The organism is Pedobacter sp. (assembly GCF_046462515.1).
Taxonomy (GTDB): Bacteria; Bacteroidota; Bacteroidia; order Sphingobacteriales; family Sphingobacteriaceae; genus Pedobacter.
This window is the reverse complement of sequence record NZ_JBKGVD010000002.1, coordinates 342,523-368,277: the sequence shown is the minus strand read 5'-3', so window position 1 is coordinate 368,277 and position 25,755 is coordinate 342,523. Positions and strand designations below refer to the sequence as shown.

Below are 25,755 nucleotides of genomic sequence, written 5' to 3'. Positions count from 1 at the left end.
AGGGAAGCCCAATAGATTTCTCTGAGGCTTTTATTACCCAATTAGATCACCCCTCCCACAAATTAATTTACTTTATTCGGCGCAAACAAAATTTTAAAGCTTGTACCTTCATCTAACACACTTTCCACCTCTATTTTGCCTCCCATTGCTTCAATCTGGTTACGGGTAATGAACAGACCTAATCCGCGGGCATCGTTATTACCATTAAAGGTTTGGTAAAGTCCAAATATTTTTCCTTTATTCTTTTGCATGTCAATCCCCAGTCCGTTATCTGTAATGATTAGTGCAACACAGTCATCTTGCATTCGATTTTCGATATTGATAACAGGCTTGCGATCAGGATGCGTATAACGCAAAGCATTGGACAAAAGGTTTAATAAAACACTCTCCAGGTATGACTTGTTAAATATTACCTCAATATCTATAGCAACATGATTATTGATTGTTGCCCGCTGGCTAATGATCTGCCCATTTAAGGTACTAATAGCTGCTTCGACATATTGTTTTAGGTTTAAAGGCTCTTTTAAAATATCAAAACGGGTATTGATATTTACAATATTGCTCAGATTGCTTAAGGTTTCATTAAGGGTATCGACTACTTTTTTAAGCAGATGCAAAAGCTCTTTTTTCTCCTGATCTGTTTGTGCTTCTTCTATAAGTGCTACAATACCATGTATATTGCCTGCATGTGAACGTAAATTATGAGAAACAATATGCGAAAAGTTTAACAGCCGTTCATTTTGCTCCCTTACCAGTGCAAAAGATTTGGATAAAGAGTCTTGGGCTTCTTTTTGAGCTGTAATATCAATCATAATTCCCCGCAGTTTTTCAGGATTTTGGACTGAGGGTGTTACACTCACAATATCTTTTACCCAAACTATAGAACCATCTTTTGCTCTTATACGGTATTCTCTTTCATGGTTTTGTTGTTTCAGCAAAAATTCATTTACATAGTTGAACAGGCCTTCATGATCATCCTCATGCAAATGTTTGGCATGAAAATCAGGGTCAGACAGCCATTCTTCTGGCGTATAGCCTAAAATATCATAAACCTTGTTGCTGATAAATGAACTTTCATAACCGTTTTCATGAATTTCTTTCTCCCACACAATACCATCTATAGAGTTGATCAAGTTGGCGATGTGTTGCTTAGAAGCAATCAGTTCCTGCTCGTAGTCTTTTCTTGAGGTGATATCCTCTACAATGATGATATGGTTGTTGAGCTCCTCGCCTTCACTCCATAATAGGGTTACAAAAACCTGTGCCCATTTAGCCTCACCATCTTTGCAGATATAACGCCTTTCAGCTGTATAATTCTTGATCTGCCCATTAATCATGCTTTTAAACTGGGTACGGTCTTCTCTCAAATCATCCGGGTGAATTAAACTTTTGATTTTAGTTTGCTGTAATTCTGAAGCAGAATACCCCAATAAATTACACAACTGCGCATTCACTTCTAAGAATTCTCCTGTGATGGAATTTACCCTGCCAATACCTACACCAGCATGGTCAAATATGGTTTTGTATTTATTTTCGGCAAGTATGAGCTCGTGCGTCCTCTTATCTAAAATATCTGTAAGCTCTGCCTGTTTACGTAAAAATTTAAATAAAAATATGCTACAAATCAAGGTCATTGAAACGCCAAGCAATAGCACTGGTAAAATGTTAATCAGATTATCGCTGGCATCTTCATCTATGGCATATACTTTCCAGTCGCCTTCAGGAATTGTAATAGATGTTGTATGTCTGTGTTTAAATTCTTTATTATAAGGTAAAAAGAACTCTTCTTTACCTGTTAAAGGATTATTTTTAGCCAGCTGAAACTGATAGTTTTTAGCCTTAACATTTAGGCCGGTCATTGATGAGAGGCTGTCTAAAGTAATGACAACGGCAGAAAATCCCCAAAATTTATTTTTTATAAAAATGGGTAGCCTGCCCACCACACCTATTTTACCTTGCATTAATTTTACGGGTCCTTGATAATAAAGCTGCTTAAGGTTTTCTGATTTTTTCGCTTCTATGAGGTTTAATCCGCCATCCTTAAACAAATCGTGATTAAGTGCTTTTTCGTTCCCTTTTAAAGGATAAACGTATTTGATCACACCATTAGGAACCAACTGAACGGCTTGTAGATAAGGGTTAGATTTAATGATCTTTTCGGCCACTTCTTCAAACTCTCTGGGATTACCTTCATTATCTATGGTTAAAGCCAGGGTTAAGGCAACATTCTGGTTGGTTTTATTCAATTGTTCAAACCGCTGCTTTACATTTTCTAAGATACTGCTGATGTATATTCTTTTCGATTCCTGTACAATCTGGTAACGCTGTCTTACAATAAGAATAACAATAGCAAAAACAATCACGAAAAAAAATGAACTTGAAAGCTTGGCATTTTGCAGTACCCAGCCTATTAATTTCGATCGTTTGGTTTCAATTTCCATGTAGAAGCGTATAAAATTTCAGCGTTTAGTGCAGAATTAGCTAAATTATAAATTAACCTTTACTTATCAATATAAGCATCCCGATTTCCCAAGTTTATTATTTTGTTCTATAAAACATTAAATATCTTAATGTAAGCTGTTTGTATCGTAACACTTTTGTTGTACTTTTGATTTGCAAACCATCAACACCACACAATTTATTATTAGAGTACTATTTTTTTCATTTGCGTAAATGGATAAAGAGGTAAGATTTTCGGATTTAGAATTACTACAAATGTTAAAAAATGGTAGTGCATTGGCATACACTATTATTTATAACCGGTATTTCGAAACCTTATATATTCATGCGCTCCAAAAACTAAACGATAAAGAAGAGGCTAAGGATATTATTCACGAATTATTTACTCAGATCTGGAAAAAAAGAACCGAAATAGAAATTACCGGAGGACTTAAAGCATATTTATATACTGCGGTTAAAAACAAAATTTTAGATTTTATCGCTCATCAACAGGTAGAGAATAAATACATCAACTCATTGCAAAGTTTTATTGATCAGGGCATATGTATAACCGATCATAAAATCAGGGAAAAACAATTGACCGAACTTATTGATAACGGTATACAGCAATTGCCCAATAAAATGCGTGAGATCTTTGAGATGAGCAGAAAACAAAATCTTACTCATCGAGAAATTGCTGTAAAATTGAACATCTCTGAACAAACAGTAAAAACCCAGGTTAAAAATGCTTTAAAGGTATTGAGAACCAAGCTTGGCACCATGTTGTTCCTGAGTCTTTAATTTTTTTTATTTTTTTTCTACCCCCTAACCTATTGTTGTTCGTCTTTTAGTAAAAGGATAAATATTCCAATATGGATACATATAAGGCAAAGTTAATTTTAGATAAGTATAGAGAAGGTACATGCAGTGAAGAAGAGCTGGCTTTGCTTGAATCGTGGTATGTAAATTCTCAGCCTGCTGATATTGATCTTATTAGCGGGCAAGATCTTATTGCGATTAAGAACGACATTTGGAATACGCTGCCCGTACATAACGAACCTGAAATTATACCGGTTAAAAAAATAAAGCTCTCAACTTCTTTCAAATACTGGGCTGCCGCCGCTGTGCTGATCATCCTGTCTGTATCTATATACTTGACTAAACACAACGACTTTATACGTAAGGTAAATAACAAATTTGCCTCAACCGATATTAAACCAGGAAGTGCCAAAGCCACATTAACACTTGCCAATGGTAGCACTATAGTTTTAGATAATGCCAATAATGGAGTTATCGCCGGGCAAAATGGTGCCAGTGTAATTAAAACCAATGGCGAAAACTTATCTTACCAACGTGAAAATAATAACTCATCGGTAGAGACCATTAACCTTTTGACCGTTCCGGCCGGCGGTTTTTATACCATTACTTTATCTGACGGGACCAAAGTATGGCTTAATGCCAAATCTTCTTTAAAATATCCTACCTGTTTTGTGGGCAGCGAAAGAAGAGTTGAGTTAACTGGCGAAGGTTATTTTGAAGTAGCTCACAATACCAATCAACCATTTAAAGTTAAAACCAAGGGGCAGGTTATTGAGGTATTGGGCACACGCTTTAACATCAATGCCTATGGCGATGAAAACAGCATCAGCACCTCGTTGCTACAAGGTAGTATCAAGATATGGGCACAGGATATACCGGCTAAAGTCTTATCTCCTGGCGAGAAGGCTATTTTAGCTGATAACACCCTAAATATTCAGCGTAGCAACGTAGAAGATGAAATTGACTGGGTTAACAATGATTTTATTTTTAACAACAGTGATCTGTGCAGTATCTTGAGAAAGATTTCCAGATGGTACGATGTAGAAATAAACTGCCCTGCTGAATTATCTAACATGAAATTTTCAGGGAAAATATCCAGATCAAAAAATATACAGCAGGTGCTAAATATAATGGAACTAACAGGATCAGTAAACTTCAAAATTGAAGAAAGGAGGATTACAGTAATGCCATAATTTCTACAATAATTTACGGATCTGTTAAAACCGGAGATGCTGCAACACCCCCGGTTAAATACTTTAATAAGTATAGCTCAGGTTCGTTATTAATTAATCAAATCTCAACTAAAACTAAAACCTAAACACTAACAAATGTATGATTTTTACCCGACATTTGCGTACGGGCTATTGCGCCGTGCCCATGTCAAGATTTTGCTACATCTAAAGCTAACTCTCTTTTTAATCCTATTTTCTTTTTTACAGGTTGGCGCTAAAAGTTTTGCCCAGATTACCATTAAAGAGAATGCCACTACTTTAGAAAATGTGCTTCAAAAAATCAGAAAGCAGGGTGGTTACGACTTTTTTTATAGCAGCGCAATGCTTAAAGTAGCAAAGCCTGTTACCATTGATGTAAAGAATGCAAGCGTAGAGGATGTATTGAATATTGCTTTTAAAGAGCAGCCCTTAACTTACACTATTAACCAAAAAACTATTGTTCTTAAATTCAGAGCTCCTCAACTTAATGAAGAGGTTGTTGTAAAACAACAGCTTGCAGTTGTTGGCAAAATCATAGATGAAGACAACAAACCTATACCGGGGGCCTCAGTAAGAATAAAAGGACTTATAAATCCTGTAGCCGTGAGTGATCAGAGCGGTATTTTCAGGATTATCTCTCCAAGTGCAGAGGCTACTTTAATAATAACTTTTATTGGTTACGAAAAACAGGAAATTAGTTTAAAAGACAAAAAACTTCCATTAACCATAAAGCTTGTTGCCCAAGCAGCACAATTAAACCAAGTTGTAATTAATACGGGTTTATTTAAAAAAGCAGACCAAAGTTTTACAGGCGCGTCTACAACAGTAACGGCTCAAGAGCTGGCCGAAAACGGCAATCGTAATTTAATTACTTCATTACGCAATATAGACCCATCTTTTAATATTATTGAAAGCAATGCTTTTGGCTCTGATCCTAACCGTATGCCTGAAATTCAGATACGCGGTAACTCCAGCATTCCCAACGTAGGACAGTTTCAAGATCAAGCTCGCGCTGAATTAAATACGCCGCTGATCATATTAGATGGCTTTCAATCTACTTTGAGAAAATTATATGACATGAATGAGAATGAGGTAGAATCCATTACAATCTTAAAAGATGCCTCAGCTACTGCAATGTACGGTTCTCGTGGTTCTAACGGTGTTATTGTAATTACAACCAAACCACCAAAATCAGGTAAACTACGTCTTACCCTTAGATCTGATGTAAATTTTGAATTACCAGATCTTTCAGACTACAGTTTATTAAAAGCAGCAGACAAACTAGATTTAGAATGGAAGGCTGGATACTATAACAATGTACGCGCAGAATCAGACCTACCTCTAAAAAGATATTATAATTATTTATTAAATGAAGTTAACCGCGGTGTGGAAACCGATTGGATGGCGCTACCTTTAAGAAATGGTATTGGACAGAGACATTTCTTGAAAATAGAGGGCGGGGATAATGCATTCAGGTATTCAGCTTCAGGTCAGGTAAATAACATCGAAGGTGTAATGAAAGAATCTTTCAGGCATACCTTTAATGGTAATATTACCTTAGCTTACACTTATAAAACCTTGAAATTTAGAAATAACTTACAGGTACAGCAAGGCGCCTCTCAAGAATCTCCATATGGAACATTTAGCGACTATGTAAAACAAAATCCTTACTGGGCTCCTTATGATGCAAACGGAAATGTACTCAAATTCTTGGGAGATCCGGGTAATTCTGATTATAGTAATTATTGGAACCCATTACCAACAAACCCGCTATATAATGCTACATTAAAAACATTCGATAAAAGTGCTACTACCGAATTAGTCAACAATACCTCGGTAGAATGGACTGTTATTCCTGATATGACTCTTAGGGCTCAATTCGGCTTAACCAAAGGCAATGTACAATATGATAAGTTCAGACCTGCTGAACATACTGCTTTTGCAACTTACGGAGTAGATGATATTTTCAGAAAGGGTGATTATAACTATAGTGTTAACAACTATTTTGGGTACGATGGTTCATTAAATCTTCAGTACAATAAAATGTTTGGCCGTAACCACTTGCTTACCTTTGGTGCCGACTACAATATTCGTCAGGACCAAAGTTCTACTTATAGTTTCTTAGCAGAAGGTTTCCCTAATGCCAACTTTGATTTTGTGACTATGGCTTTACAATATGCTAAAGACGGCAAACCAACAGGAAGCGAATCTTTAGTAAGATCTATAGGTATTACAGGTAACGTAAACTATAGCTACAATAACAAATATTTTGCTGACGCCTCATTCCGTATGGATGGTTCGTCACAATTTGGTTCAGATAAACGTTATGCTCCATTCTGGTCTGTAGGTGTAGGCTATAACTTGCACAATGAAAGTTTCTTAAAAGACAACAAATACATTAACCGCTTAAAATTACGTGGATCTGTAGGTACCACAGGAGCACAGAAATTCAATGCATACCAAGCCCTTTCAACATATCAGTACTATACCAATGAACGTTATTACAACTGGATGGGTGCCTACCTGTTAGGTTTAGGCAACAATAACTTGCAATGGCAGCAAACAGTTAAATATAATATTGGTCTAGATGCAGAATTCTTTAACGGCAGGTTAAGATTTACTGGAGATTATTATACGGAAACCACAAAAGATCTGGTTTCTTCTGTTAATTTACCCGCTTCTAATGGTTTTACCAGTTACGTAGACAATATAGGTAGTTTAAGAAATAATGGTTTTGAATTAAAAGCTACCGGTTTTATCCTTAAAAATGTAAATGGTTTTACTTGGAGTGTTTCAGCCGCAGCATTACGTAACAGAAACAAGATCATCAGTACCTCTAAAGCACTAAAAGATGCACAAGCTGCTACCCTTAACGGCACTAGCAATCCGGGCACATTATATATTGAAGGTTATTCAAGTAATGCCATTTGGGTAGTACCCTCTTTAGGTATAGATCCAAGTACAGGCAAAGAATTATACTTAGGTAAAGATGGGCTACCAACCTATACCTGGAAAGCATCTGATATTGTAGCCGTAGGTTCGAGAGACCCTAAACTGTTCGGTAACTTTAGTTCAATGTTGCGCTACAAAGATTTTTCTATTAATGCATCTTTCAGATATACTACAGGTGGTCAACAATACAACAGCACTTTAGTGGACAGAGTTGAGTTAACCAGTTACAAGTATAATGTTGATTCCCGCGTATATTACAGTCGTTGGCAACAACCAGGAGACATTGCTGCATTTAAAGGCTTATTGGTTACATCTCCTACTTACAAATCATCAAGGTTTGTTCAGGATGAAAAAACCCTGGTATTGCAAAACGTTAATTTCCAATACAACATAGCAAACAAGCAATGGCTTAAGAATTTAAAGATGGAGAGTTTAAATGTTACACTTAATGCTGCAGATCCATTATATCTATCAAGTATTAAACGTGAAAGAGGCACAAACTATCCTTTCTCAAGACAATTCTCATTAAGTGTTAATGCAACATTCTAAAACTAAAGCAATGAAAAAATTTAATTCAATATTAATCGTGCTATTTTTTGCCGGAATGTTCTTTTCATGCAAAAAATACTTAACCGTAAACCCTAAAACCCAGATGCCTCAGGATGTGATATTCAGCACTGAGGGAGGTTTTAAAGATGCCTTAACCGGGGTTTACATACAAATGAAAAATAATAATACCTATGGAGGTGCATTAACCCAAACCACGATAGAATCGCTTACATCAAGCTGGGATGTTACTTCTAACAGTAATGAACAGCGTTTAGGTCTGTTTAATTATAGCGATGCCGGTGTACAGGGAAGTTTTGAAAATATATGGGGACAACAATATGCCACCATTGCAAGTATAAATGCTATTCTTGGCCAAATAGATGCTAAGAAAAGTATATTTACAACTCCAGGTCTGTATGAAATGATCAAAGGAGAGTGCCTTGCTTTAAGGGCTTATCTGCATTTTGATATGCTTAGATTATTTGGACCGGTTCCCGGAAATACAGCTGGTGCTATGTTACCATATGTTACTGTATTATCTAACAAGCCTAATGCCAGAGTATCTTATACAGAATTTCAAAACGCATTATATAAAGATCTAAATGATGCAGAAAGCATAATTAAAAGTGTAGATCCTATCATTCAATACAGCATTAATCAGTTGAAAAACCCTAGCGTGAGCTCAGGTTTTAATCCAAGTGATACCTTTTTTGCTTTCCGTTATCTACGAATGAATTATTATGCGGTTAAAGGTTTACAAGCCAGAGTTTACCTATGGTTTAACGACGCTCCTAAAGCCTATGAATCTGCTAAACTTGTAATTGATGCCAAGAATACAGATGGTACCAATAAGTTTCGTTTAGGCACCATAGCTGATTATACAGCTAAAGATTTTGTATTAACCAGCGAGCATTTATTTGGTTTATATGATTTTGACATGTATAATAAATATACTTCAAGATACAGCTCTGGCACATACAAGAAAGGCACTACAGAAAGTACCATTAAAACGCAATTGTATGGCAATACAGGTACTGATATCAGAGAAAGTAGTTTATGGGAACTCATTACGCTGAGCAATGGCACAAAATGCTACGTAATTAAAAAATATCAGGCCGCAGCCAACAATTTGGTAACCTCAAGCACAGACTTCAAGCAAATCCCTATGCTCAGGTTAAGCGAAATGTATTTAATTGCTGCCGAAACCGCACCTTACGCAGAAGGAATAGAATATTTTAAAACATTCAGAACTTCACGCAATATCGGCAATATGACCGTACCGGCTAACCCTACAGCATTGCAAACAGAAATCATAAAAGAATACCGTAAAGAGTTTTATGCAGAAGGGCAGGGATTTTTTAATTATAAGAGATTAAATATCCCTAAAGCTAGTTTCTTATTTGCTCCATCGGCAGCTACTATAAATTATTTAGTACCTGTACCAAAAACTGAGGCTATTTAATATAAAGTTTTAATAAAATGAAAAATTTAAAATATGTATTTGTGTTAGCTATAGCAGCAGCTTTCACAGCATGTAAACAAGATCAGTATTACTTATATAATGATATAGCTAGGTTACAGTTTGGGCCTGAGCCTAATCGTATCTATACTACTTCTTATAACTTAGCTGATACGCTTAAAGCTTATACTTTTTATTATAAAGATGCGACAGTAACTCAAGACACCGTTTTTTTTGATGTATATGCTATTGGAGGCACTAAAAATACCGATCGCTCATTTACTTTGGTTCAAGAGCAATTACCTAATGTTCTAAATGCAGAGGCCGGTAAACATTACGTGGCTTTTAACGACCCTAAGGTTACTAAATTCTATGTTATTAAAGCGGGTAGTGTTCACACCAGAGTGCCAGTTGTACTGTTACGTGATGCGAGCTTAAAAACAACAACTCCTAAGCTAAAATTCAAAATTGTATCTGATTCTAATTTTCAACTGGGAGAACCTAATCTGATATGGAGAAAAGTAGAATTTACAGACCGATTAAGTCAACCTCCTCAATGGACTACTTCATTTTCTCAGTATTATTTTGGTAAATACAGCATAACCAAACATGCCTTTTTAATTAACGTAACAGGTCAAAAATGGGATGATGATTTTATCAATAGTTTATATGCCACCGGAGGTTTAATGTCGTATTACCAGATGATGGTTAAAACTGCATTGATAGATTACAACAATGCGCATCCTGGCAATCCGCTCAAAGATGAAAATGACGAACTGGTGGTTTTCCCTTAATGCTAAAAAATGAAAACAATGAAAAGAATCTATATATCCCTTATTGCTTTAGTTGCACTGCTAAGTTCATGCGCTAAAGATCATAGTAACTATGATTACCGTCCAAAAGAAAATATTACGGTAAAAGGAATGGAATCCACTTATACAGTGGTATCAGAAAAAGATAATCTGGTAATTAATCCTGAAGTGAGCTCTACAGAATCCAATGCTCAGTTTGAATACCTGTGGGGCATTTATGAAACCAATGTTCAAGGATCTGTTCCGGTATTAGATACACTGGCAAAAACAAAAAACTTGAATTATGCGGTTAAAAAACCCGCAAAAGGATGGGTATTGGTATACAGAGTTACCAATAAAAGCACTAAGTATTCTCAATATTTTACCTCAAATATTAATATTGTAACTGAATTTACCAGAGGATGGTATGTTGCAAAAGATGATGGTTCACAGGCCGACATGGATATGTTCTTAACACCAACCAACATCATTCCGGAAAGCAAGAAAGAGAATATCTATAGCGCCATTAACGGATCTAAATTAGCAGGGCAAGCACAATTGTTAAGTTATTATACCAGCTACAAATCAGATGTTACCGGAAGCTTAGGCAACACCAAAGCATTGATGTTATCAACCAGCAAAGACGTTGCTGCCATTTACATCAATACCTTAAAAAAGATACGTACCTATGATAATATATTTTTCGAGGCTCCTGCTACAAGAGGCCCTTGTTACGCATTTCTGGGAAGTAGCGCATATTATTTAATAAATGCAGGCCAGGTACATACTATTGTTAATAACTCTGCCAACGTAGGTATCTTTGGTGGACGTTTTTTAAGAGATGCCAATAACTCTCCTTACAATCTCTCTAAATTCTACATGTCAAATTGGCTTACCAATGCCTATATGTATGATGAAACCAGCAGTTCTTTTGTAGCATTAAATTCAGGTTACGGCACATCTTTATCATCTGTTACTGATGATGCAGGATCTGCCATGTCTGGAACCAACACCAACAAGAAGTTGCTTTATATGGGCGTTAAAAATGCTACTTATTTACCAGCTCCTGCATATCGTTATGCACTTACAGGCTGCGCCATTTTTCAGGACAAAAATAATCCCGCAGTAAAAACAATTTCAGAAATATTTGCCGACCAGTTTATGATAAAATTTACCAACACCCCTATCAATACTACTGAACAGGCATATAATGGCGCTAACTTTACTGTACCTTACGGACAGGAAAACATTATGTATTTCTCTGTTAATGGCAACCAGATATGGAGCAGAAATCTGAGCAATAATTTCGAAAAACTAGAATATACCCTTCCTGCCGGAGAAGAAGTAACCTTTATCCGCCATAAAGCCTACAGCTCTGAGGCCGCTTATGCCTATAATTTCATTATGATTGGTTCTCAAACAGGAGGAAATTATAAAATACGCATGTTCAACAAGGCATCTGGCAGTATAACCGGAGGCCCTATAGTAACGCTTGAAGGTACGGGTATAGCAAGAGATGTATTATATATCTCCCCTTCTGTTTCTGAAGGTACATATACCACGCAATGGTAAAAACAAAACTTTCCGGGTTTATTTTAATCCGGAAAGTAACTTTTATAATGAACTAAAACACATAAGTAAACTTTGAAAATGATTAAAAAAACCTTAACCACCGCATTATTACTTGCTGCAACAGCTACGTTTAGCTTAGCTCAGCAACCTGTTCAAATTAAAGGGCAGCTTGATAAAAAATATCCAAGCCCTGTAAAATTATTTAAAGTAAGCAATGGACGTACCATTGAAATGAGTACCAGTACATTATCTTCAGATAAAAAGTTTGGTTTCTTATTTTATCCTGAATATGAAGGATTGTATGTTATCGGTACAGGAAATGAATTTGGCCCAAATGATAACCATGCATTTTACTTTAAATCTGGAGATCAGTTAGATGTTACCATCAATGATTCTACTGCCGTTCTTAATGGCAAATTAAACTCTAAGGAGAATACAATTTTAGCACAATGGCGTGCACTTACCTTACCGTTATACCAAAAAGCTGTTAATTTTAGCAGAGTACAAAGTACATTTGTTGATTATTTCCCTCAACAGGAGGAAATTGTGGCCAAAGCCAAAGCCTTTTTAAATGGCAAAGCATCAGGCAATCCAAAGTTTGATAGAGAAATCAAAAATATCATGCAGATGGATTTAGCTAGTTATGCAACCAATTTCCTGAACACGCCACGCTCTGCACATCCAAGCGTTGAAGAATACAGCCCCTTTTATGGAACTTTAAAAGCTCAAGATATTGCAAAAACAACTTCCAAGGTATATAACTATCCATGGGGACAACGTGTGCTCTCTGCTTTAATTGGTGTAAATATGCGTCAGGATAATAAAGCGTATAAACCGGGAGCTGAAGGTCTATTGATTACACTTTCATATGTGCCAAACGACACTTTAAAAGGAGATCTTGTTCTTGAGAATTTAGGCCGTTACAAAAACTATGATGATTATAAAGGAATTACAAGCCAATTTGGGAAATACATCATTACAAAAGCGCAGAAAGAAAAAGACAATGCTTTAATCGCTCCGTTATTAACCTATAAACCAGGTACTGATGGTTTACAGTTCACTTATCCTGATAAAAACGGTAAACAGGTATCATTTGCCAGCTTAAAAGGTAAAGTGGTATTGGTTGACGTTTGGGCAACCTGGTGTGGACCTTGTCGCGCAGAATTTCCATTTCTTAAACAATTAGAAAAAGATATGGAAGGCCATCCGGTACAGATTGTAAGTATTTCTACTGATGCTGATAAGGATAAAGAAAAATGGTTACAGATGATCAAAGATGAAGGTTTGGGAGGTATGCAGTTATTTGCCGGTGTAAACAACGAGTTTTCTAAATATTATAAAGTGAACACTATCCCCCGCTTTCTGGTATTTGATAAAAATGGAAAAATTGTAAGTGTAGATTCTCCACGTCCTTCAGATCCTAAATTAAAAGCCTTGCTATTAGCTGAAGCTGCAAAATAAAAGCTGAAAGAGGGGTATTACGATACCCTCTTTACAGTCCTTTCTAAAAACTAAAACTCATCAGATGAAAACACTGCAAAAATTGTGTATAGCTCTTGCTTTGTCCATTTTTTCCTTATCGGCCAATGCCCAAACAGATAGCATTACCATTAAAGGTCATCTAAATAAGATGGATAACCAAACCGTAGGGATTGTATTCAAAAATGAAAAAGGACAGACAACAAGTGTTAAAACCATAGCCACTCAGGGTAATTTTTCACTAAAGGTACCCAAACAAGAGATTCCGGTTGTAGCAAGCTTATATACTTCATTAGACCGAAGCCTAAATGCAAAAGTAGGAGAAAGTAATTATGGTGCTCCGGCGCCTAACTTGGACCTGTTCATTTATAACAAAGATCTTAACATCAATGGAGATATCTGGTTATTACAGTTTGCAGAGGTAAATGGAGATGAAGAAAACAATGCTTTAACTGCTTACAAAAAACTGGTCAACCAATATGAGGTAAGAAACTATACCATTTATCGCGATCTGTTTGAAGCAAGGTATCATCAAAAACAACTTAAAGAAAGCGAAGCCCAGTTAGAAAAAGAATTAAATATAGGAAGCAACAAAATAAGGGATATCCAAAAAGACTTTGTACGCAAAAATCCTAATGTATTGGCTACGGTATATTTATTAAGCCGTATGCAAAATTATTACACCGCGCAGGATTATCAGAATATATGGAATACGGTTTCTAATAAATATAAAAATCATCCACTGGCAACAGGTATCAACAGCTACTTAAAAAAGGTAAGCAGTACGCCCGCAGGTTCTCCTGCCATAAATTTTGAAAGAAAAGATAAAGATGGTAATCTGGTTAATTTGGCCAATTACAAAGGACGGGTGGTATTGCTTGATTTTTGGGGTAGTTGGTGCGGTCCCTGCAGAGCAAGCCACCCTCATCTGAAAGAACTTTACAAAAAATACCATTCAAAAGGTTTTGAAATTATTGCCGTAGCCCATGAACGTGGGAACACCATTGAAGAAGCCCAAAAGTCATGGTTAAAAGCTATTGCCGAGGATGGTATCAACTGGACTCATATTTTAAATAAAGATGGTATTGAAAAGCAGGATATTGTTAAAGACTATAACATTATGGCTTTTCCTACCAAAATACTGGTAGACAAAGAAGGCAAAATATTGTTGCGTATATCGGCCAGCGCCACCGATGATATTGATCGTGCTCTCGAAAAAATTTATGGATTTTAAACCACACACAATGAAACTATATAAATTAGTTTTTACCCTTGTAGCGCTGTGCTTATTTTTAAGCAGCAGCGCACAACAAGCGGTAACCACTATTCCTTTTGAGATGGTAAATGGTTCCATCGTGCTTAAAGTTAGGATTAACAACAGCTCGCGTACCTTACGTTTGTTATTTGATACCGGAGCAGATGGAATGGCGGTAAGCAAAGCTTTAGCCGATACAATCGGATTAAAGGTTACCCGTACGCAAAAAGCATCTGTAGTAGGTGGCAGCATGGATATATCTGTTTCTGCTGGTAACGATATTACTTTTGACAATGGCTTTGTATTAAAAGGGCAGAGTATTGCTATTTTTAACGAATTATCTAAAGGACTTGATGGCATTATTGGTAACGCCATGACCTTTCGTTATATTACCAAAATTGATTTCAACACCTACCAGCTTTCTCTTTATAATTTTGATGATTACCAGCCTGAAAAAACAGCCACCATTGTTCCTGTTTCGAGCTCAAGTGGTATTTTTATCATAGATGGTAATGTTGAGTTGCTACCCGGCAAAACCTATACTGGCAAATTTGTATTTGATACCGGTGCCGGTTACAGCTTAATTTGTTTTAGGCCTTTTGTTAAGCAAAACAAACTGTTGGTTAGCGGCTTTAAATCTGAATACCAGTCGAGCACGGTAAGTATGGGGATTGCCTCCCCTACCTTTGGTGGACGTGCCTCAGCATTTTCTTTTACCAATGTACCCGCTCTAAAAAATATTCCTATTACTTTAATGGCAGGTGGTGGGCAAAATGAAAACTGGTCGCCTGGTTTTGATGGCTCTATCGGGATGCGCATTATTACCCGTTATAACTTTACCATTAACCGCAAAAAGAACGAAATCTATTTAACACCAAATCATTCATACGCCTATCCTCACGATTTTATTCTGGGTGGCTATCTGTTAGGCTTTAATCTTTTTGGCGAGCTACAGATCTCCGGGAAAACAAGCCCGGCAGCCTATGAGAATGGGCTACCCGATGGTACCATTATCACCAGTCTTAACAATATAAGCACCAAACAATTGGTTAAAGATCCCAAAAAACTAGAGCAGATCTTACAATTACCAGCGGGAAACACTATTAAGGCTGAGTATATAAAAGATGGAAAACCTCAAACCTTAACCTTAAATCATTAACACACTATGAACCCCATTAAATTTTTAATAGCCGCATTATTGCTTTTTATTAGCGGTATATCATTTGCGCAGGAGAACTTAAAAGATGTGCTTGAACAGGCTAAAAAAAACAATAAACTTGTTTTTGTAGACTGTTATTTTACAGGCTGTATTCCCTGCGAAGAAATGGACCGGGATGTATTTCCTAATCCTGTGGTAAGTAAAGCCATAAATAAAGATTTCATTTTACTGAAAGTGAACATTTTTAAAGATAAGCTGGGCGATACGCTTAAAGTACAACATATTCTTAATGGCTTTCCTACTTTTTTAGTACTCAATGCAGAAGGTCGCTTGATTTTAAACACATCAGGCTTTAAAGATCCCGGAGACTTGATAAATCTGCTAAAAACTGCTAAAGAAAACGCTGTTAAAAATAAATACTTAGATGGCTACTCTGCCAGCTATAAAGAAAGCGATTATCCTGCTTTATATGTAAATTTTGCCCTTACACGAAAAGGATTAACAGCCCAGGCATTGGAAGATTATGCCAGCAGCGTTACTGATTTTAAGGCAAAAAATGCTTTAATGCCTTTCTTAATTGCCAGAACGGCCAACGAGAAAGTAGCTGATCTTGTAATTAAGAATTACCCGACTTATGCCAGTTTATATGGAGCTGATGTATTGCAACCGGTAGTTGACAAAGCACTGCTTACCGCATTGGATAAATCTATAAAGAACGATAACTCGGAACAAGCCTTTAATAATTTTCTTAGCCAGCATAAAAAATACTTCCCGGCAGATAGCTGGAAAGTTAATCTTCAAACTTTGGGTGAAGCTTATTTTTTAAGGCAGAAAAAAGACACTGTAGGTTATTTAAATTTTGCCATTACTAATCCTGTACTCTATACTTTCCATTTCAGTGCTTTATATAGCAGCATTATCGGAAAAAAAGGTTTCAATCCCCAAGTGGCTAATTTATTCTGCAAATGGGCAGATGCCATTATTACGCCAGAAGCAAGCATGGAGCTGATCAAAACCGCAGCTTCCGCAAATAAAAAGGCAGGAAATATGGCGGGGTATAAAAAGTTTATACAAATGGCTATCGATAAATCTAAAAAATACCAAATCCCATTTAAAGATCTGGAAGATATGCTGATAACAGCCAAATAACATAAAAGAAATTCAGCAGTGGATGCTGCTGTTTAATTTAGGATAGTTAATAGCTCCCAAAAAGAGAGCCGGTACTTACCGGCTCTTTCAATTTCTAAGCTATTTATAAGATTTAGTCATCTTTATCTTTCTTGGCGCTTATCTTTAAAAATGCAGCTCTTGTGGGGGTTGGTGCACTTTCTCCTTTTAGTCCCTGCCAAAGAATTTCATTGAACACCAGATCAGGAACAGCGTCCTCTTTAGACCAGTCAAACTTACTGCTTAATTCTGCAAGTTTTCCTGTAGCAGGATTTCTTTCATTCAGATCAACATTAGCAGGTACATGATTAAATGAAGTATAATCTGCTTTGCTGGTAAATGATCTCCACATCGGTATTGCAGCAGCATCAAATTGTGTCATCGGTTTCATTCCTAAGATCAGTTCTATGGTTCTGAGCATTCCCGAAGTAGAATACATGGTATGGTCCACAAATTTTCTTTTCACAAAAGGACTGATCAGATAAGCAGTGCTTCTGTGAGCATCCACATGATCCGGCCCATTTTGAGCATCATCTTCAAGAATAAAAATAGCGCATTCTTTCCAAATTGGGCTTTTGCTAATATGATCTACAAACATACCCACGGCCAGATCGTTATCGGCAACATGTGCATAAGGTGTTTTTTTACCTGCCCTCATGCCTTCTGTATGGTCATTACCAAAACGAATGGTGCTAAGTTGCGGTAATTTCCCTTCTCTAATTAATCGGTCAAAATCAGTTTTCCATTGCCTTACACGTGTGGTATCCGCAACACTTAAGTCATAACCGGTATAATCTTTTGCTACATGACCCTCTAATGATTTTACAGTTGGTTTTCCCTTTTCTGCAAATTCTCCGTAAGTTCTGTAAGTTACCTGATGACGTTTTGCATTATCCCAGATAAAGCCATCTCTGTTATTGGCAATCTCCCTTTCTCCTTCTCCACCGTAGCTGCCACCTCTGCCACCATAGCTCGAAGGCCAGGTTTTCTCCAGATAATCTGTGGCATAGGCCCCCATACTCCAGTTGTGCCCATCGGCACTAACTTCTGCATCTACATAGAAATTATCTAAAAGCACAAATTCCTTTACAATTTTATGCTGATTAGGGGTTATTTTCTCTCCAAACAGACATAGATTTGGATCTCCGTTTCCTTGCGGAAGATCGCCTAAAACCTGATCATAAGTACGATTTTCTTTAATTACATAGAAAACATATTTGATTGGCGAAGGATCGCCAACTTTCATTGGAATAGGGTTTCCGGGTTCTCCCTCTGCATTGAGCTCTTTATCTTTTGAATAAGGCGTGTTCTGATACACTGCATGTGAATAAACAGCTAATCTTTCATGATCCGGAATACCTATAAAGCTTAATGTTCCTTTAAATAAACCGGCAATATATTGTATTTCCTTGGGCTTATTTACATCGCCAGAGTGACGGTCTACTTTCTCTTTTTTATCTGTAGGATTTGGTCCCTGAGGATTTGCTTTGGAAGAAAGTCCTTTACCATTGGTTACCAGAATTTCTTTATTTACCACTTTTACATTTGTTGGATACCAACCAACAGGGATGAAGCCCTTAGAAAATGATTTACCTGGCTTACTGACATCAAAAACCGCCAGGCAGTTGTTATCCGCATTTGCTATATACAATGTTTTTCCATCTTCAGAAAGCGCTACACCATTACTTGTAGAACCACTTGGTGCGTTGGGATATAAAGCAGCATTTAATGTCTCTATTACCTTTCTATCTTTTGTATTGATTACAGAAACAGAATTGTCGTTTGCATTGGCAACGTACAACCATTTTCCGTTTTTGCCCAGCGTTATTTCATTTGGGTGGCTCCCCACATTAATTTCTTTAATTACTTTTTGTAAGGCCGTATCCCATACCAAAAGTTTCTTTACCCCCCAAACACTGATATATAAATACTTAAGATCAGGAGATAATTTACAGGTATAGCCCTCTGCACCTAAATCAATCTTAGATTTTACAGATTTAGTCTGCAAATCAATTACATAAAGCTTTTTATCTTCTCTGGTTACCACATAAAGTTCTTTGCGAATTCTATCATCAATATCCAGTCCTGCGATGCCAATTTTGTTAGGCCAGGCCTTGCCCAGTACAATAGAATCTCGTAAGCTTAATTTGCCCTGATTAACCGCATAGGCTTTTACCATATTATCATGGCCTCCCGATACATATAACAGATCATCTTTTGAAGAAAAAGCCAGGCCATACCAAGATTTAGCGATAACGATGCTATCTGTTTTCTTTTTTTGTGCAATATCTATCAGCTCAATAGTTTGTGTGCTTTGCCCATTATTGGTTACGGCAGCCAGTTTTTTATTATGACTGATCACTAAATTTAAGGGTAAATCGCCCAATTGAAGTTGTGTTCCCGTAGGGGTGAGTGTCCAGCCATTGGGCAAACCTACTTTGCTGCTTTCGAGCTCCTGAACAATTTTATTTTGTCCAAAAAGTAAATAAGGTATACTTAAAAAGCAGATAACGGGCAATAGAACTTTTATCTTTTTCATGATACATAATTATAAAATTATGCAAAAAGACAAAAGCTTCGTTTTTAGAATTAATAAAAATTTAATCCTGTGATTACATTTTTACTTATTCTGCCTCCTCTACCTTACAATTTTTTTAACAACTTTTGCGCATTTTCATATTTAGCGGTTCCTGAAGGTATTTTCTCAAGCCACAGTTTACAATTCGCTTTATCGTTATTTTTAAGATAGCTTAAGGCAATTGCATACGCAGCATCAAATTTATAGACAGAATTACCTGCTGCCAGTTTTTCTAATATTCCACGAGCTTTTTCATGCTGATCAAGTGCTGCTAATGAACAACCATAATAAAACGCGGTTAATGCATTCTCGCTATCTTTTTTATACAGCTCTGCTAAAATAACAGCAACTTTGTCAAATTCCTGATGATTATAGAAAACCGCGGCTTTATCTAAGTCAGAAGCGGTTTGGCCACGTTCGGTAACCAGCATCTTATTATCATTTGCATACTGCTTGTATAGATTGTCATTCCAAGGTGCCCATATAAATAAGCTTATTACCAGTACAGCCGCCACAGATATCCATTTGACATAAGTTTTTAAAGAAACAATCTTAGGATCTGTCATCTTATCTACGGTAAAATATTGCTGATTGAAATTTTGCAAAGTAGACCGGAGTCGGTCACGCTGTTGGTCATGAGCAAAATGCATTTTCAGGTTTTCTTCTGCTCGCTTATATTGTGCTACATATTGTTGCAGTTCTGTATCTGTAAGCAGTCTTTGTTCAAACCGTTCGCTTTCGGCCGCATCTAAATCACCGCCAATATATCGCGCCGTTAATAAAATTTTGTCCTCAGTCATGATTTTTACCTATTAACTTTATAAGACCAGCCATACATTCAGATTTCTTTTTTCTCAAATATCCATAAGTAACACCTAAAATTTCAGCTACCTTTTCCTGAGCTTCGCCTTTCATACTCCATTTTAAGATTTCTTTACAACGTTCGCCCAATTGAGCAAATGCTTTTAAGAACATACTAGCCTGTTCTTGTTGTAATGCCAGTTGCTCTGCCTGTTCAAATGTATCCTCGCCAACATGTAATAAATCATCATCTGTTTTTGTTACCGGTAAAACAGCTCTTTTTTTCAATTCATTTAACCATTTACGCTTACATACCAGTAAAAGAAAGGGTTCAAACGGGCAAGTGAGTTCCAGATTTTTGTATTTAGCCTGATTGTATATATCTACCAGAGCCTCCTGTAAAATATCTGCGGCATCATCGGCACTGCCATTGTTAAAGGTAACGAACGACTTCACCTTTACGGCGCATTTCTTATAAATCTCATTCACAACCAATGTATCATTATGGAGCAATGCAGTAATATACTTTTGATCTTCGTGTATTTTTTTTGCCATACCTGTCAGCTAAACTCAATAAGCTCTTCTAAAATAGTTTTTTAGCTCTTTCAAAAAAAATTAAAATTTCAAGGGTAACATTTTGCAAACGGCATTGATATATCTGCAAAAGTAAAAGGCGACCGCTGAAAAGCCTGAAAAGAGTAAGCAGCATTAAAATTTAGAAATCATGAAAAAGTTAAACCCGACCTATGCGCTCATAATCATATTAATTTTATTTTCTGCAGCCTGTAAAAAAGATAAAGGCGGCAACAGAAATTCGGCTTACGACGCCAAAGAATTTACTACTCTATTTGGCCCTAAAGTGCAAACCATACAAATAGATGCGGGCACCAGCAATACCTTTACCCTAAAAGGAGGTACAAAAATTACCATACCAGGTGGAATCTTTAGAAAGAATGGTGTTACGGTTACGGGGGCTGTTACCATTAGTGCCCGCGAATTTTTAGACCGTAGTTCTATCTTATTTGGCGGAGCTAACACTAATCACATCAGCGGAGCTCCCTTGCACTCAGATGGCTTTATTTACTTAAATGCAAGTGTTAACGGGCTAAGTGTAGATAAAAAACTTGATCAATTCATTTCTGTTTCTATTCCTGCCAAAAGAACCGGTTTTACTCAAATATGGGAAGGTGCCGAAAATGTAAACAATGATAATCAGTTTGCGTGGCAGGCACCTCTTAAAAATGCTAATGGCGCCAATGGAATCCGTTTGGAAACAGGCTCTGTTCAAGGATTTTACAATTTTGACATGGGTAACTTAGGCTGGATCAACTGCGATGTATTTTACTCATATACTAATCCTAAAACTACTGTAAAAGTAAACTTGGTAAATAACCCTGGCCGATTAGCTTCTTTTATGGGTTTAGATGGAGAAACATTTGTGTACTTCTGTGCAAAAGGTAGCAATGTAGTTGCTCAATTATATACACCAGAAGGAACTAATGCGGTTAAAAGTTATGATGACATGATGCCAGTTGGAGCAGAAGGTAAATACATTTCATTTTCTATAAAAGGAGGAAAATATTATATGGCTGTACAGGAAAGTACGGTCACAGCTAATCAAGTAATTACGCTAAACCTAACTGAAGTAAATGAGCAACAAATACAAGATGTAATTACCTCTTTGAACAATTATTAAGCAATCTCCCAAAAATTCAGCAATAAGATGGAGCCTTAATTGGCTTCGTCTTTTTTTGGTTGAAAAGGATCTGCTTTAGCGCTTATTATTATTAATTTATTTATTATTTTTATGAGTATGAGAACGGTATTATTTACTTTATTTACCTGCCTGAGCTTAGCAAAAGTTATAGCTCAAACACCTGTAGCCATTCCTGCAACAGATACCATTCCTCCTAAAATTATTACCCTCACAGAAAATGGAGCTACAAAATTTAGTGCAGAGTTAAGGCCCTTGCGTCCTATTGCTGGTGCTCCCGCTCCTTTTTATACTTATTTCTGGGAATTTGGAGATGGTGGGTTTAGTTTCGAAGAAAATCCTTCTCATATATTTAAAAGTTTAGATTCTGTCAAAGTACGTTTGTTTGCCACCAATAATTACGATGACGGCAAACGTCCGCCTACCCGCCCAAAACCCATAAAGCCTGCTGGCAATAAACCACTTATGGCATCCAACACTTCACAACCAGATTTCTTTAAAATGGGAGGCAGTACGGAGCTAAAAAGTAATTGTATGCCTAAACCAGGTGATGAAATGATGCTGGTTTTAGGCTACCGCAATAAAGCTGAAAATGGCATTCAAAACCTAAACGGTACCTTGGCTATCCTCTATAATGATAAAGAATTTAGCAACAACAATTTTATCTTAGAAGAAGCGAGAACTTACAACCAGGAAAAGAAATCTGACATCAATCTGCTGGTCAATACAGCTTTTGTGTCCTCGCAAAAAAGCAATCAAGAACCCGTTTACTATGCCTCAACCCAACCTTACTTCCATTCAGATAAGGTTGAAAAAGTTTTACTCAAAGAAAAACTAAAGGACTTTAGGAATATACAAGCATGGCACTTCGAAAACCTTAAACCCCATGAAGAGCGCTTTGTTTTTTTGCAGTTTAAAACTACTCCAGAAATGTTAAAAGACACCAATGCCGTAGTACGATTATCCGGTGCTTTTATACCTGATCATCCTTTACTTGAAACAGAGTTCTTTACCATTGAACTACAGATTGTGGCGTCACATGACCCCAATAAAATGGTACTCCGCAAAAGCAGATTAAATTACCGCTTTACCAGCAGGAACCGCGAGCTTACTTACAAAGTAAGATTTCAAAACACGGGCAAGGGCCCGGCAAAAAAAATTGATGTAGGTGTAAGCATTTCCCCTGTTTTTAATCCTTCAACCCTAAAGGTTATCAAAACCAAACCGGAGGTAATCAATTGCGATTCTGCTTATACCAGCCAAAGTTGTCTGCAAACTCTTTTTAAGGCAGATAGTGTGCATTTTGTATTCAATAATATTTATCTGCCCGGAATGCAGCAAAAAGGTGTTAAAGATGCTGATTCTACTATGGGCTTTGTAGAATACAAAATCAGGTTCAAAGAAAAACCAGAAAAACTCCCCATTAAAAGTGGGGCGGCTATTGTATTTGATAAAAATGAACCTATTTATACCAACAGGGCTGTAGCTCGTTTCAAAATGGGCTTATCACCGGGATTAATCATAGGTTACGGTTTCCCTCTTGGTCATCAAGGCTCAGGTTATCTCGATGCAAAAAATATAACCATTGGCGCTACATTATCTCCTTACGCTTCTCACCGTTACTATTGGCAGGCTGAAGCCTTCTTAAGTACTTACCAAAAAAACACTTATCCTGCGGTTGTTGAAAACAGCAGAAAAGATACCGTTGTAAACAATGTGGGTTATGTAATTGTAGACAAGCAACTGTTCAAAACCAGTAAAATATTAACGGTCAATGCCGTTCCGCTACAACTTCGTTATAACCTCAATAAATATGTTGCGGTTGGTGTTGGTACATTTTTGACCTTAGATTTGTATCATAAAACAACTAATGAACTGCGCTATCAGCTAAGAACCATCAATGCGCAGGGAACAATTACCGAAATAAACCTAAACCGGGATATGGAACCTCTGAATAAAAGTTTTTCTGATATCAGGGCTTCTGTATTTGCTGATGTACAATTTGGACTGGTAAGAGTTGGCCCTGCTCTGGGCTTTCGTTATATTTATGACCCGTCAAACCGCAAAAACAATCTTACAACCTATCTGGCCTGGAAATTCTGATCATTGCAGAGATTACGGTCTAATTCTTTATTTGGTAGCTATATACGAGTTGGGACAATATGGAAAATGTAATAAATAAAAAAATATGAAGTTTAAAAAATTGAGTAAAAATGAAATAATTAGAAGGGATAAGATATTATCAAAATTATCTGTAATGATTGCTAAGGCATTATTGAAATGTAAAGGTCTCTAATTTGATAATACTGTAGTGCAATATCTATAGTTTGATAATATTCTATTGTTCTTGATGCTTGAATATCATTTTTATCTATGGACTGGTCATTCATAGCAAAAACTAACCCATTAAAATATGATATTAGCTCATTTAAATGTGCAATGGTATTATCATCATGCTTTTCTAATTCTCGATTAGCTAACAAATTCAATATGTCAACTCTAGTTTTTTCAAATTCTTCATCGCTCATAGATTAAATCTACAAACTAAATTAAAAACATTAATGTAACAAAAAAGCCGACATAATGTCGGCTATATATTTTTTAAAGGTCAAGCAATTGCTTTTTCTTCTTATCGTATTCTTCTTGCGTGATAGCTCCTTCATCCAAAAGTTGTTTATATTTCTTTAGTTCATCAGCTTTACTTATTTGCTGTTGTGGTTTGTCTTTCCTATGTTCATTTGGTACTATTATTTCTCCATAATCTATAGCATTTTTTATATCTACCTCATATCTTACGCCGCCTCCTAATACCAAATAATAAGTAAAACCTTTCTTTTCACTTCCTCTTAGTTCAACCCTTATAACTTTTGCTTTACCTCCAGCTTTTTCTCGTGGATATGCATTGTAACTATTTGCTAATGCCCTATTAGCCGAATATCCTTTAAATAATGAGCCTGAATTAACTCTAATAAACCTAAAGTCGCCGTCATTTGTAGATCCAACGCCTATATCTATCTGTTCGTTTTTAATGATTTTATGCCCATTTGGTGTAATCAATGTGTCTCCTATAATTTCATAGTTTTGAGCCATTGATGTAAAAGATGCAAATAGCATTGGGGCAATTAATAATAGTTTTTTTTTCATTGTTTGTGATATTTTAGAGTTAAAAAAAATTGGCGTAACTATATATCTTCCGCCACTCAAGGGATACCACTCCCATTACCTGCAAAAAGACACAGCTACGCCATACTGACGTACGTAGTCTTAGTAATTGCAGGTTGCTTACTGGTGGTATTTTAGAGCAGCAATACTAAATTTAGTACAATATCTATTTATTGTTGGTATTCTTCTTTGGAGCAGGAGTATTAATACCTATCTGTATCATTTCCTCCAACGTTCCCTCAAATTTTACCTTTTCTTCATATTTTTCCGCTCTTTCCTTTGGCGGTTTTTTCTTTTTTTCTTTTGCCATTTTGTTAATGCAAATTAAACGTTATCAAAAAAATTAATACGTAACATAACTGTTACATTAATTTATTATATTTACTTTATGAAAAAGTTTATTTATCGCCTAAAATGTCTCCTAGGTTTAAATCGCCCCATTGCAAGAATAAGTTCTGAATATATTGTTTTCGTGTTTCCAAAAAATCGTCCTTCATCTCCTTAATATTTTCTTCGTATGTCCTGCCATTATTGGCATTTTCAGCTATAAAATTAGTCATGACCATTGTTCTTACATTTAATTCTACAAGCATATTAAGTATAGCTGTAAAATTAGTACTGCCAGACACATTAAAATTTTCCATAATT

Annotated in this window: 20 protein-coding genes; 12 read left to right on the top strand and 8 right to left on the bottom strand. The window is 36.4% G+C overall.

Features of this window, described 5'->3' with window-relative positions; all coding sequences use genetic code 11:
• Nucleotides 1–62: 62 nt before the first annotated feature.
• A complete protein-coding gene (locus ACLHG9_RS02555; RefSeq protein WP_410219950.1) occupies nucleotides 63–2,441 on the bottom strand; it encodes a PAS domain-containing protein in 2,379 nt (792 codons plus the stop codon).
• Between the two features lie 232 nt (nucleotides 2,442–2,673).
• Between ACLHG9_RS02555 and ACLHG9_RS02550 the strand changes: the two genes are divergently transcribed.
• From ACLHG9_RS02550 to ACLHG9_RS02505, 10 genes are all read left to right on the top strand, one after another.
• Nucleotides 2,674–3,240 carry an RNA polymerase sigma-70 factor gene (locus ACLHG9_RS02550; protein WP_410219949.1) on the top strand — a complete coding sequence of 189 codons (567 nt, stop codon included), beginning with the start codon at nucleotides 2,674–2,676 and terminating at the stop codon, nucleotides 3,238–3,240.
• Nucleotides 3,241–3,311: 71 nt separating this feature from the next.
• Nucleotides 3,312–4,451 carry a FecR family protein gene (locus ACLHG9_RS02545; RefSeq protein ID WP_410219948.1) on the top strand — a complete coding sequence of 380 codons (1,140 nt, stop codon included), beginning with the start codon at nucleotides 3,312–3,314 and terminating at the stop codon, nucleotides 4,449–4,451.
• A 135-nt stretch (nucleotides 4,452–4,586) separates the two neighbouring features.
• Nucleotides 4,587–7,970, top strand: coding sequence for a SusC/RagA family TonB-linked outer membrane protein (locus ACLHG9_RS02540; RefSeq protein WP_410219947.1), 3,384 nt, complete (start codon nucleotides 4,587–4,589; stop codon nucleotides 7,968–7,970).
• A gap of 10 nt (nucleotides 7,971–7,980) precedes the next feature.
• A complete protein-coding gene (locus ACLHG9_RS02535) occupies nucleotides 7,981–9,432 on the top strand; it encodes a RagB/SusD family nutrient uptake outer membrane protein (protein ID WP_410219946.1) in 1,452 nt (483 codons plus the stop codon).
• Between the two features lie 17 nt (nucleotides 9,433–9,449).
• The gene (locus ACLHG9_RS02530) at nucleotides 9,450–10,223 is read left to right on the top strand and encodes a DUF4843 domain-containing protein (protein WP_410219945.1); all 774 of its coding nucleotides are present in this window, start codon (nucleotides 9,450–9,452) and stop codon (nucleotides 10,221–10,223) included.
• An 18-nt stretch (nucleotides 10,224–10,241) separates the two neighbouring features.
• The gene (locus ACLHG9_RS02525) at nucleotides 10,242–11,792 is read left to right on the top strand and encodes a PKD-like family lipoprotein (protein ID WP_410219944.1); all 1,551 of its coding nucleotides are present in this window, start codon (nucleotides 10,242–10,244) and stop codon (nucleotides 11,790–11,792) included.
• Nucleotides 11,793–11,870: 78 nt separating this feature from the next.
• Nucleotides 11,871–13,253: a TlpA family protein disulfide reductase gene (locus ACLHG9_RS02520; RefSeq protein ID WP_410219943.1), complete on the top strand. Its 1,383-nt coding sequence runs from the start codon at nucleotides 11,871–11,873 to the stop codon at nucleotides 13,251–13,253.
• A 64-nt stretch (nucleotides 13,254–13,317) separates the two neighbouring features.
• Nucleotides 13,318–14,505: a TlpA family protein disulfide reductase gene (locus ACLHG9_RS02515; RefSeq protein ID WP_410219942.1), complete on the top strand. Its 1,188-nt coding sequence runs from the start codon at nucleotides 13,318–13,320 to the stop codon at nucleotides 14,503–14,505.
• Nucleotides 14,506–14,515: 10 nt separating this feature from the next.
• On the top strand, nucleotides 14,516–15,685 hold the full coding sequence (locus ACLHG9_RS02510) for an aspartyl protease family protein (RefSeq protein WP_410219941.1): 1,170 nt from the start codon (nucleotides 14,516–14,518) through the stop codon (nucleotides 15,683–15,685).
• Between the two features lie 6 nt (nucleotides 15,686–15,691).
• A complete protein-coding gene (locus ACLHG9_RS02505; RefSeq protein WP_410219940.1) occupies nucleotides 15,692–16,834 on the top strand; it encodes a thioredoxin family protein in 1,143 nt (380 codons plus the stop codon).
• 112 nt (nucleotides 16,835–16,946) lie between these two features.
• Here the strand turns inward: ACLHG9_RS02505 and ACLHG9_RS02500 are convergent, their stop codons facing one another.
• The 3 genes from ACLHG9_RS02500 to ACLHG9_RS02490 all read right to left on the bottom strand — a co-directional run bounded on the left by ACLHG9_RS02500 (nucleotide 16,947) and on the right by ACLHG9_RS02490 (nucleotide 20,786).
• A complete protein-coding gene (locus ACLHG9_RS02500) occupies nucleotides 16,947–19,391 on the bottom strand; it encodes a bifunctional YncE family protein/alkaline phosphatase family protein (protein ID WP_410219939.1) in 2,445 nt (814 codons plus the stop codon).
• A 104-nt stretch (nucleotides 19,392–19,495) separates the two neighbouring features.
• On the bottom strand, nucleotides 19,496–20,230 hold the full coding sequence (locus tag ACLHG9_RS02495; protein WP_410219938.1) for a hypothetical protein: 735 nt from the start codon (nucleotides 20,228–20,230) through the stop codon (nucleotides 19,496–19,498).
• Nucleotides 20,223–20,786: an RNA polymerase sigma factor gene (locus ACLHG9_RS02490; RefSeq protein WP_410219937.1), complete on the bottom strand. Its 564-nt coding sequence runs from the start codon at nucleotides 20,784–20,786 to the stop codon at nucleotides 20,223–20,225. Before ACLHG9_RS02490 ends, ACLHG9_RS02495 begins: the two co-directional genes overlap by 8 nt.
• Nucleotides 20,787–20,955: 169 nt before the next feature.
• On the opposite strand from ACLHG9_RS02490, the gene ACLHG9_RS02485 reads away from it, so the two are divergent.
• Both ACLHG9_RS02485 and ACLHG9_RS02480 read left to right on the top strand, forming a co-directional pair.
• A complete protein-coding gene (locus ACLHG9_RS02485; protein WP_410219936.1) occupies nucleotides 20,956–21,927 on the top strand; it encodes a hypothetical protein in 972 nt (323 codons plus the stop codon).
• 117 nt (nucleotides 21,928–22,044) lie between these two features.
• Complete coding sequence (locus ACLHG9_RS02480) at nucleotides 22,045–24,048, top strand: PKD domain-containing protein (RefSeq protein WP_410219935.1); 2,004 nt, start codon at nucleotides 22,045–22,047, stop codon at nucleotides 24,046–24,048.
• Nucleotides 24,049–24,209: 161 nt separating this feature from the next.
• Here ACLHG9_RS02480 and ACLHG9_RS02475 read toward each other — a convergent pair whose 3' ends face one another.
• The 4 genes from ACLHG9_RS02475 to ACLHG9_RS02460 form a co-directional block, all read right to left on the bottom strand.
• Nucleotides 24,210–24,473, bottom strand: a complete 264-nt coding sequence (locus ACLHG9_RS02475; protein ID WP_410219934.1) for a hypothetical protein — start codon at nucleotides 24,471–24,473, stop codon at nucleotides 24,210–24,212.
• Nucleotides 24,474–24,546: 73 nt separating this feature from the next.
• On the bottom strand, nucleotides 24,547–25,089 hold the full coding sequence (locus tag ACLHG9_RS02470; RefSeq protein ID WP_410219933.1) for an SHOCT domain-containing protein: 543 nt from the start codon (nucleotides 25,087–25,089) through the stop codon (nucleotides 24,547–24,549).
• Between the two features lie 184 nt (nucleotides 25,090–25,273).
• A complete protein-coding gene (locus tag ACLHG9_RS02465) occupies nucleotides 25,274–25,417 on the bottom strand; it encodes a hypothetical protein (RefSeq protein ID WP_410219932.1) in 144 nt (47 codons plus the stop codon).
• An 88-nt stretch (nucleotides 25,418–25,505) separates the two neighbouring features.
• Nucleotides 25,506–25,751, bottom strand: coding sequence for a hypothetical protein (locus ACLHG9_RS02460; protein WP_410219931.1), 246 nt, complete (start codon nucleotides 25,749–25,751; stop codon nucleotides 25,506–25,508).
• Between the last annotated feature and the right edge of the window lie 4 nt (nucleotides 25,752–25,755).

Excerpts from the sequence above, each read along its gene's own strand:
- ACLHG9_RS02555 (WP_410219950.1), bottom strand. The coding sequence starts at position 2,441 with ATGGAAATTGAAACCAAACGATCGAAATTAATAGGCTGGGTACTGCAA.
- ACLHG9_RS02550 (WP_410219949.1), top strand. The coding sequence starts at position 2,674 with ATGGATAAAGAGGTAAGATTTTCGGATTTAGAATTACTACAAATGTTA.
- ACLHG9_RS02545 (WP_410219948.1), top strand. The coding sequence starts at position 3,312 with ATGGATACATATAAGGCAAAGTTAATTTTAGATAAGTATAGAGAAGGT.
- ACLHG9_RS02540 (WP_410219947.1), top strand. The coding sequence starts at position 4,587 with ATGTATGATTTTTACCCGACATTTGCGTACGGGCTATTGCGCCGTGCC.
- ACLHG9_RS02535 (WP_410219946.1), top strand. The coding sequence starts at position 7,981 with ATGAAAAAATTTAATTCAATATTAATCGTGCTATTTTTTGCCGGAATG.
- ACLHG9_RS02530 (WP_410219945.1), top strand. The coding sequence starts at position 9,450 with ATGAAAAATTTAAAATATGTATTTGTGTTAGCTATAGCAGCAGCTTTC.
- ACLHG9_RS02525 (WP_410219944.1), top strand. The coding sequence starts at position 10,242 with ATGAAAAGAATCTATATATCCCTTATTGCTTTAGTTGCACTGCTAAGT.
- ACLHG9_RS02520 (WP_410219943.1), top strand. The coding sequence starts at position 11,871 with ATGATTAAAAAAACCTTAACCACCGCATTATTACTTGCTGCAACAGCT.
- ACLHG9_RS02515 (WP_410219942.1), top strand. The coding sequence starts at position 13,318 with ATGAAAACACTGCAAAAATTGTGTATAGCTCTTGCTTTGTCCATTTTT.
- ACLHG9_RS02510 (WP_410219941.1), top strand. The coding sequence starts at position 14,516 with ATGAAACTATATAAATTAGTTTTTACCCTTGTAGCGCTGTGCTTATTT.
- ACLHG9_RS02505 (WP_410219940.1), top strand. The coding sequence starts at position 15,692 with ATGAACCCCATTAAATTTTTAATAGCCGCATTATTGCTTTTTATTAGC.
- ACLHG9_RS02500 (WP_410219939.1), bottom strand. The coding sequence starts at position 19,391 with ATGAAAAAGATAAAAGTTCTATTGCCCGTTATCTGCTTTTTAAGTATA.
- ACLHG9_RS02495 (WP_410219938.1), bottom strand. The coding sequence starts at position 20,230 with ATGACTGAGGACAAAATTTTATTAACGGCGCGATATATTGGCGGTGAT.
- ACLHG9_RS02490 (WP_410219937.1), bottom strand. The coding sequence starts at position 20,786 with ATGGCAAAAAAAATACACGAAGATCAAAAGTATATTACTGCATTGCTC.
- ACLHG9_RS02485 (WP_410219936.1), top strand. The coding sequence starts at position 20,956 with ATGAAAAAGTTAAACCCGACCTATGCGCTCATAATCATATTAATTTTA.
- ACLHG9_RS02480 (WP_410219935.1), top strand. The coding sequence starts at position 22,045 with ATGAGAACGGTATTATTTACTTTATTTACCTGCCTGAGCTTAGCAAAA.
- ACLHG9_RS02475 (WP_410219934.1), bottom strand. The coding sequence starts at position 24,473 with ATGAGCGATGAAGAATTTGAAAAAACTAGAGTTGACATATTGAATTTG.
- ACLHG9_RS02470 (WP_410219933.1), bottom strand. The coding sequence starts at position 25,089 with ATGAAAAAAAAACTATTATTAATTGCCCCAATGCTATTTGCATCTTTT.
- ACLHG9_RS02465 (WP_410219932.1), bottom strand. The coding sequence starts at position 25,417 with ATGGCAAAAGAAAAAAAGAAAAAACCGCCAAAGGAAAGAGCGGAAAAA.
- ACLHG9_RS02460 (WP_410219931.1), bottom strand. The coding sequence starts at position 25,751 with ATGGAAAATTTTAATGTGTCTGGCAGTACTAATTTTACAGCTATACTT.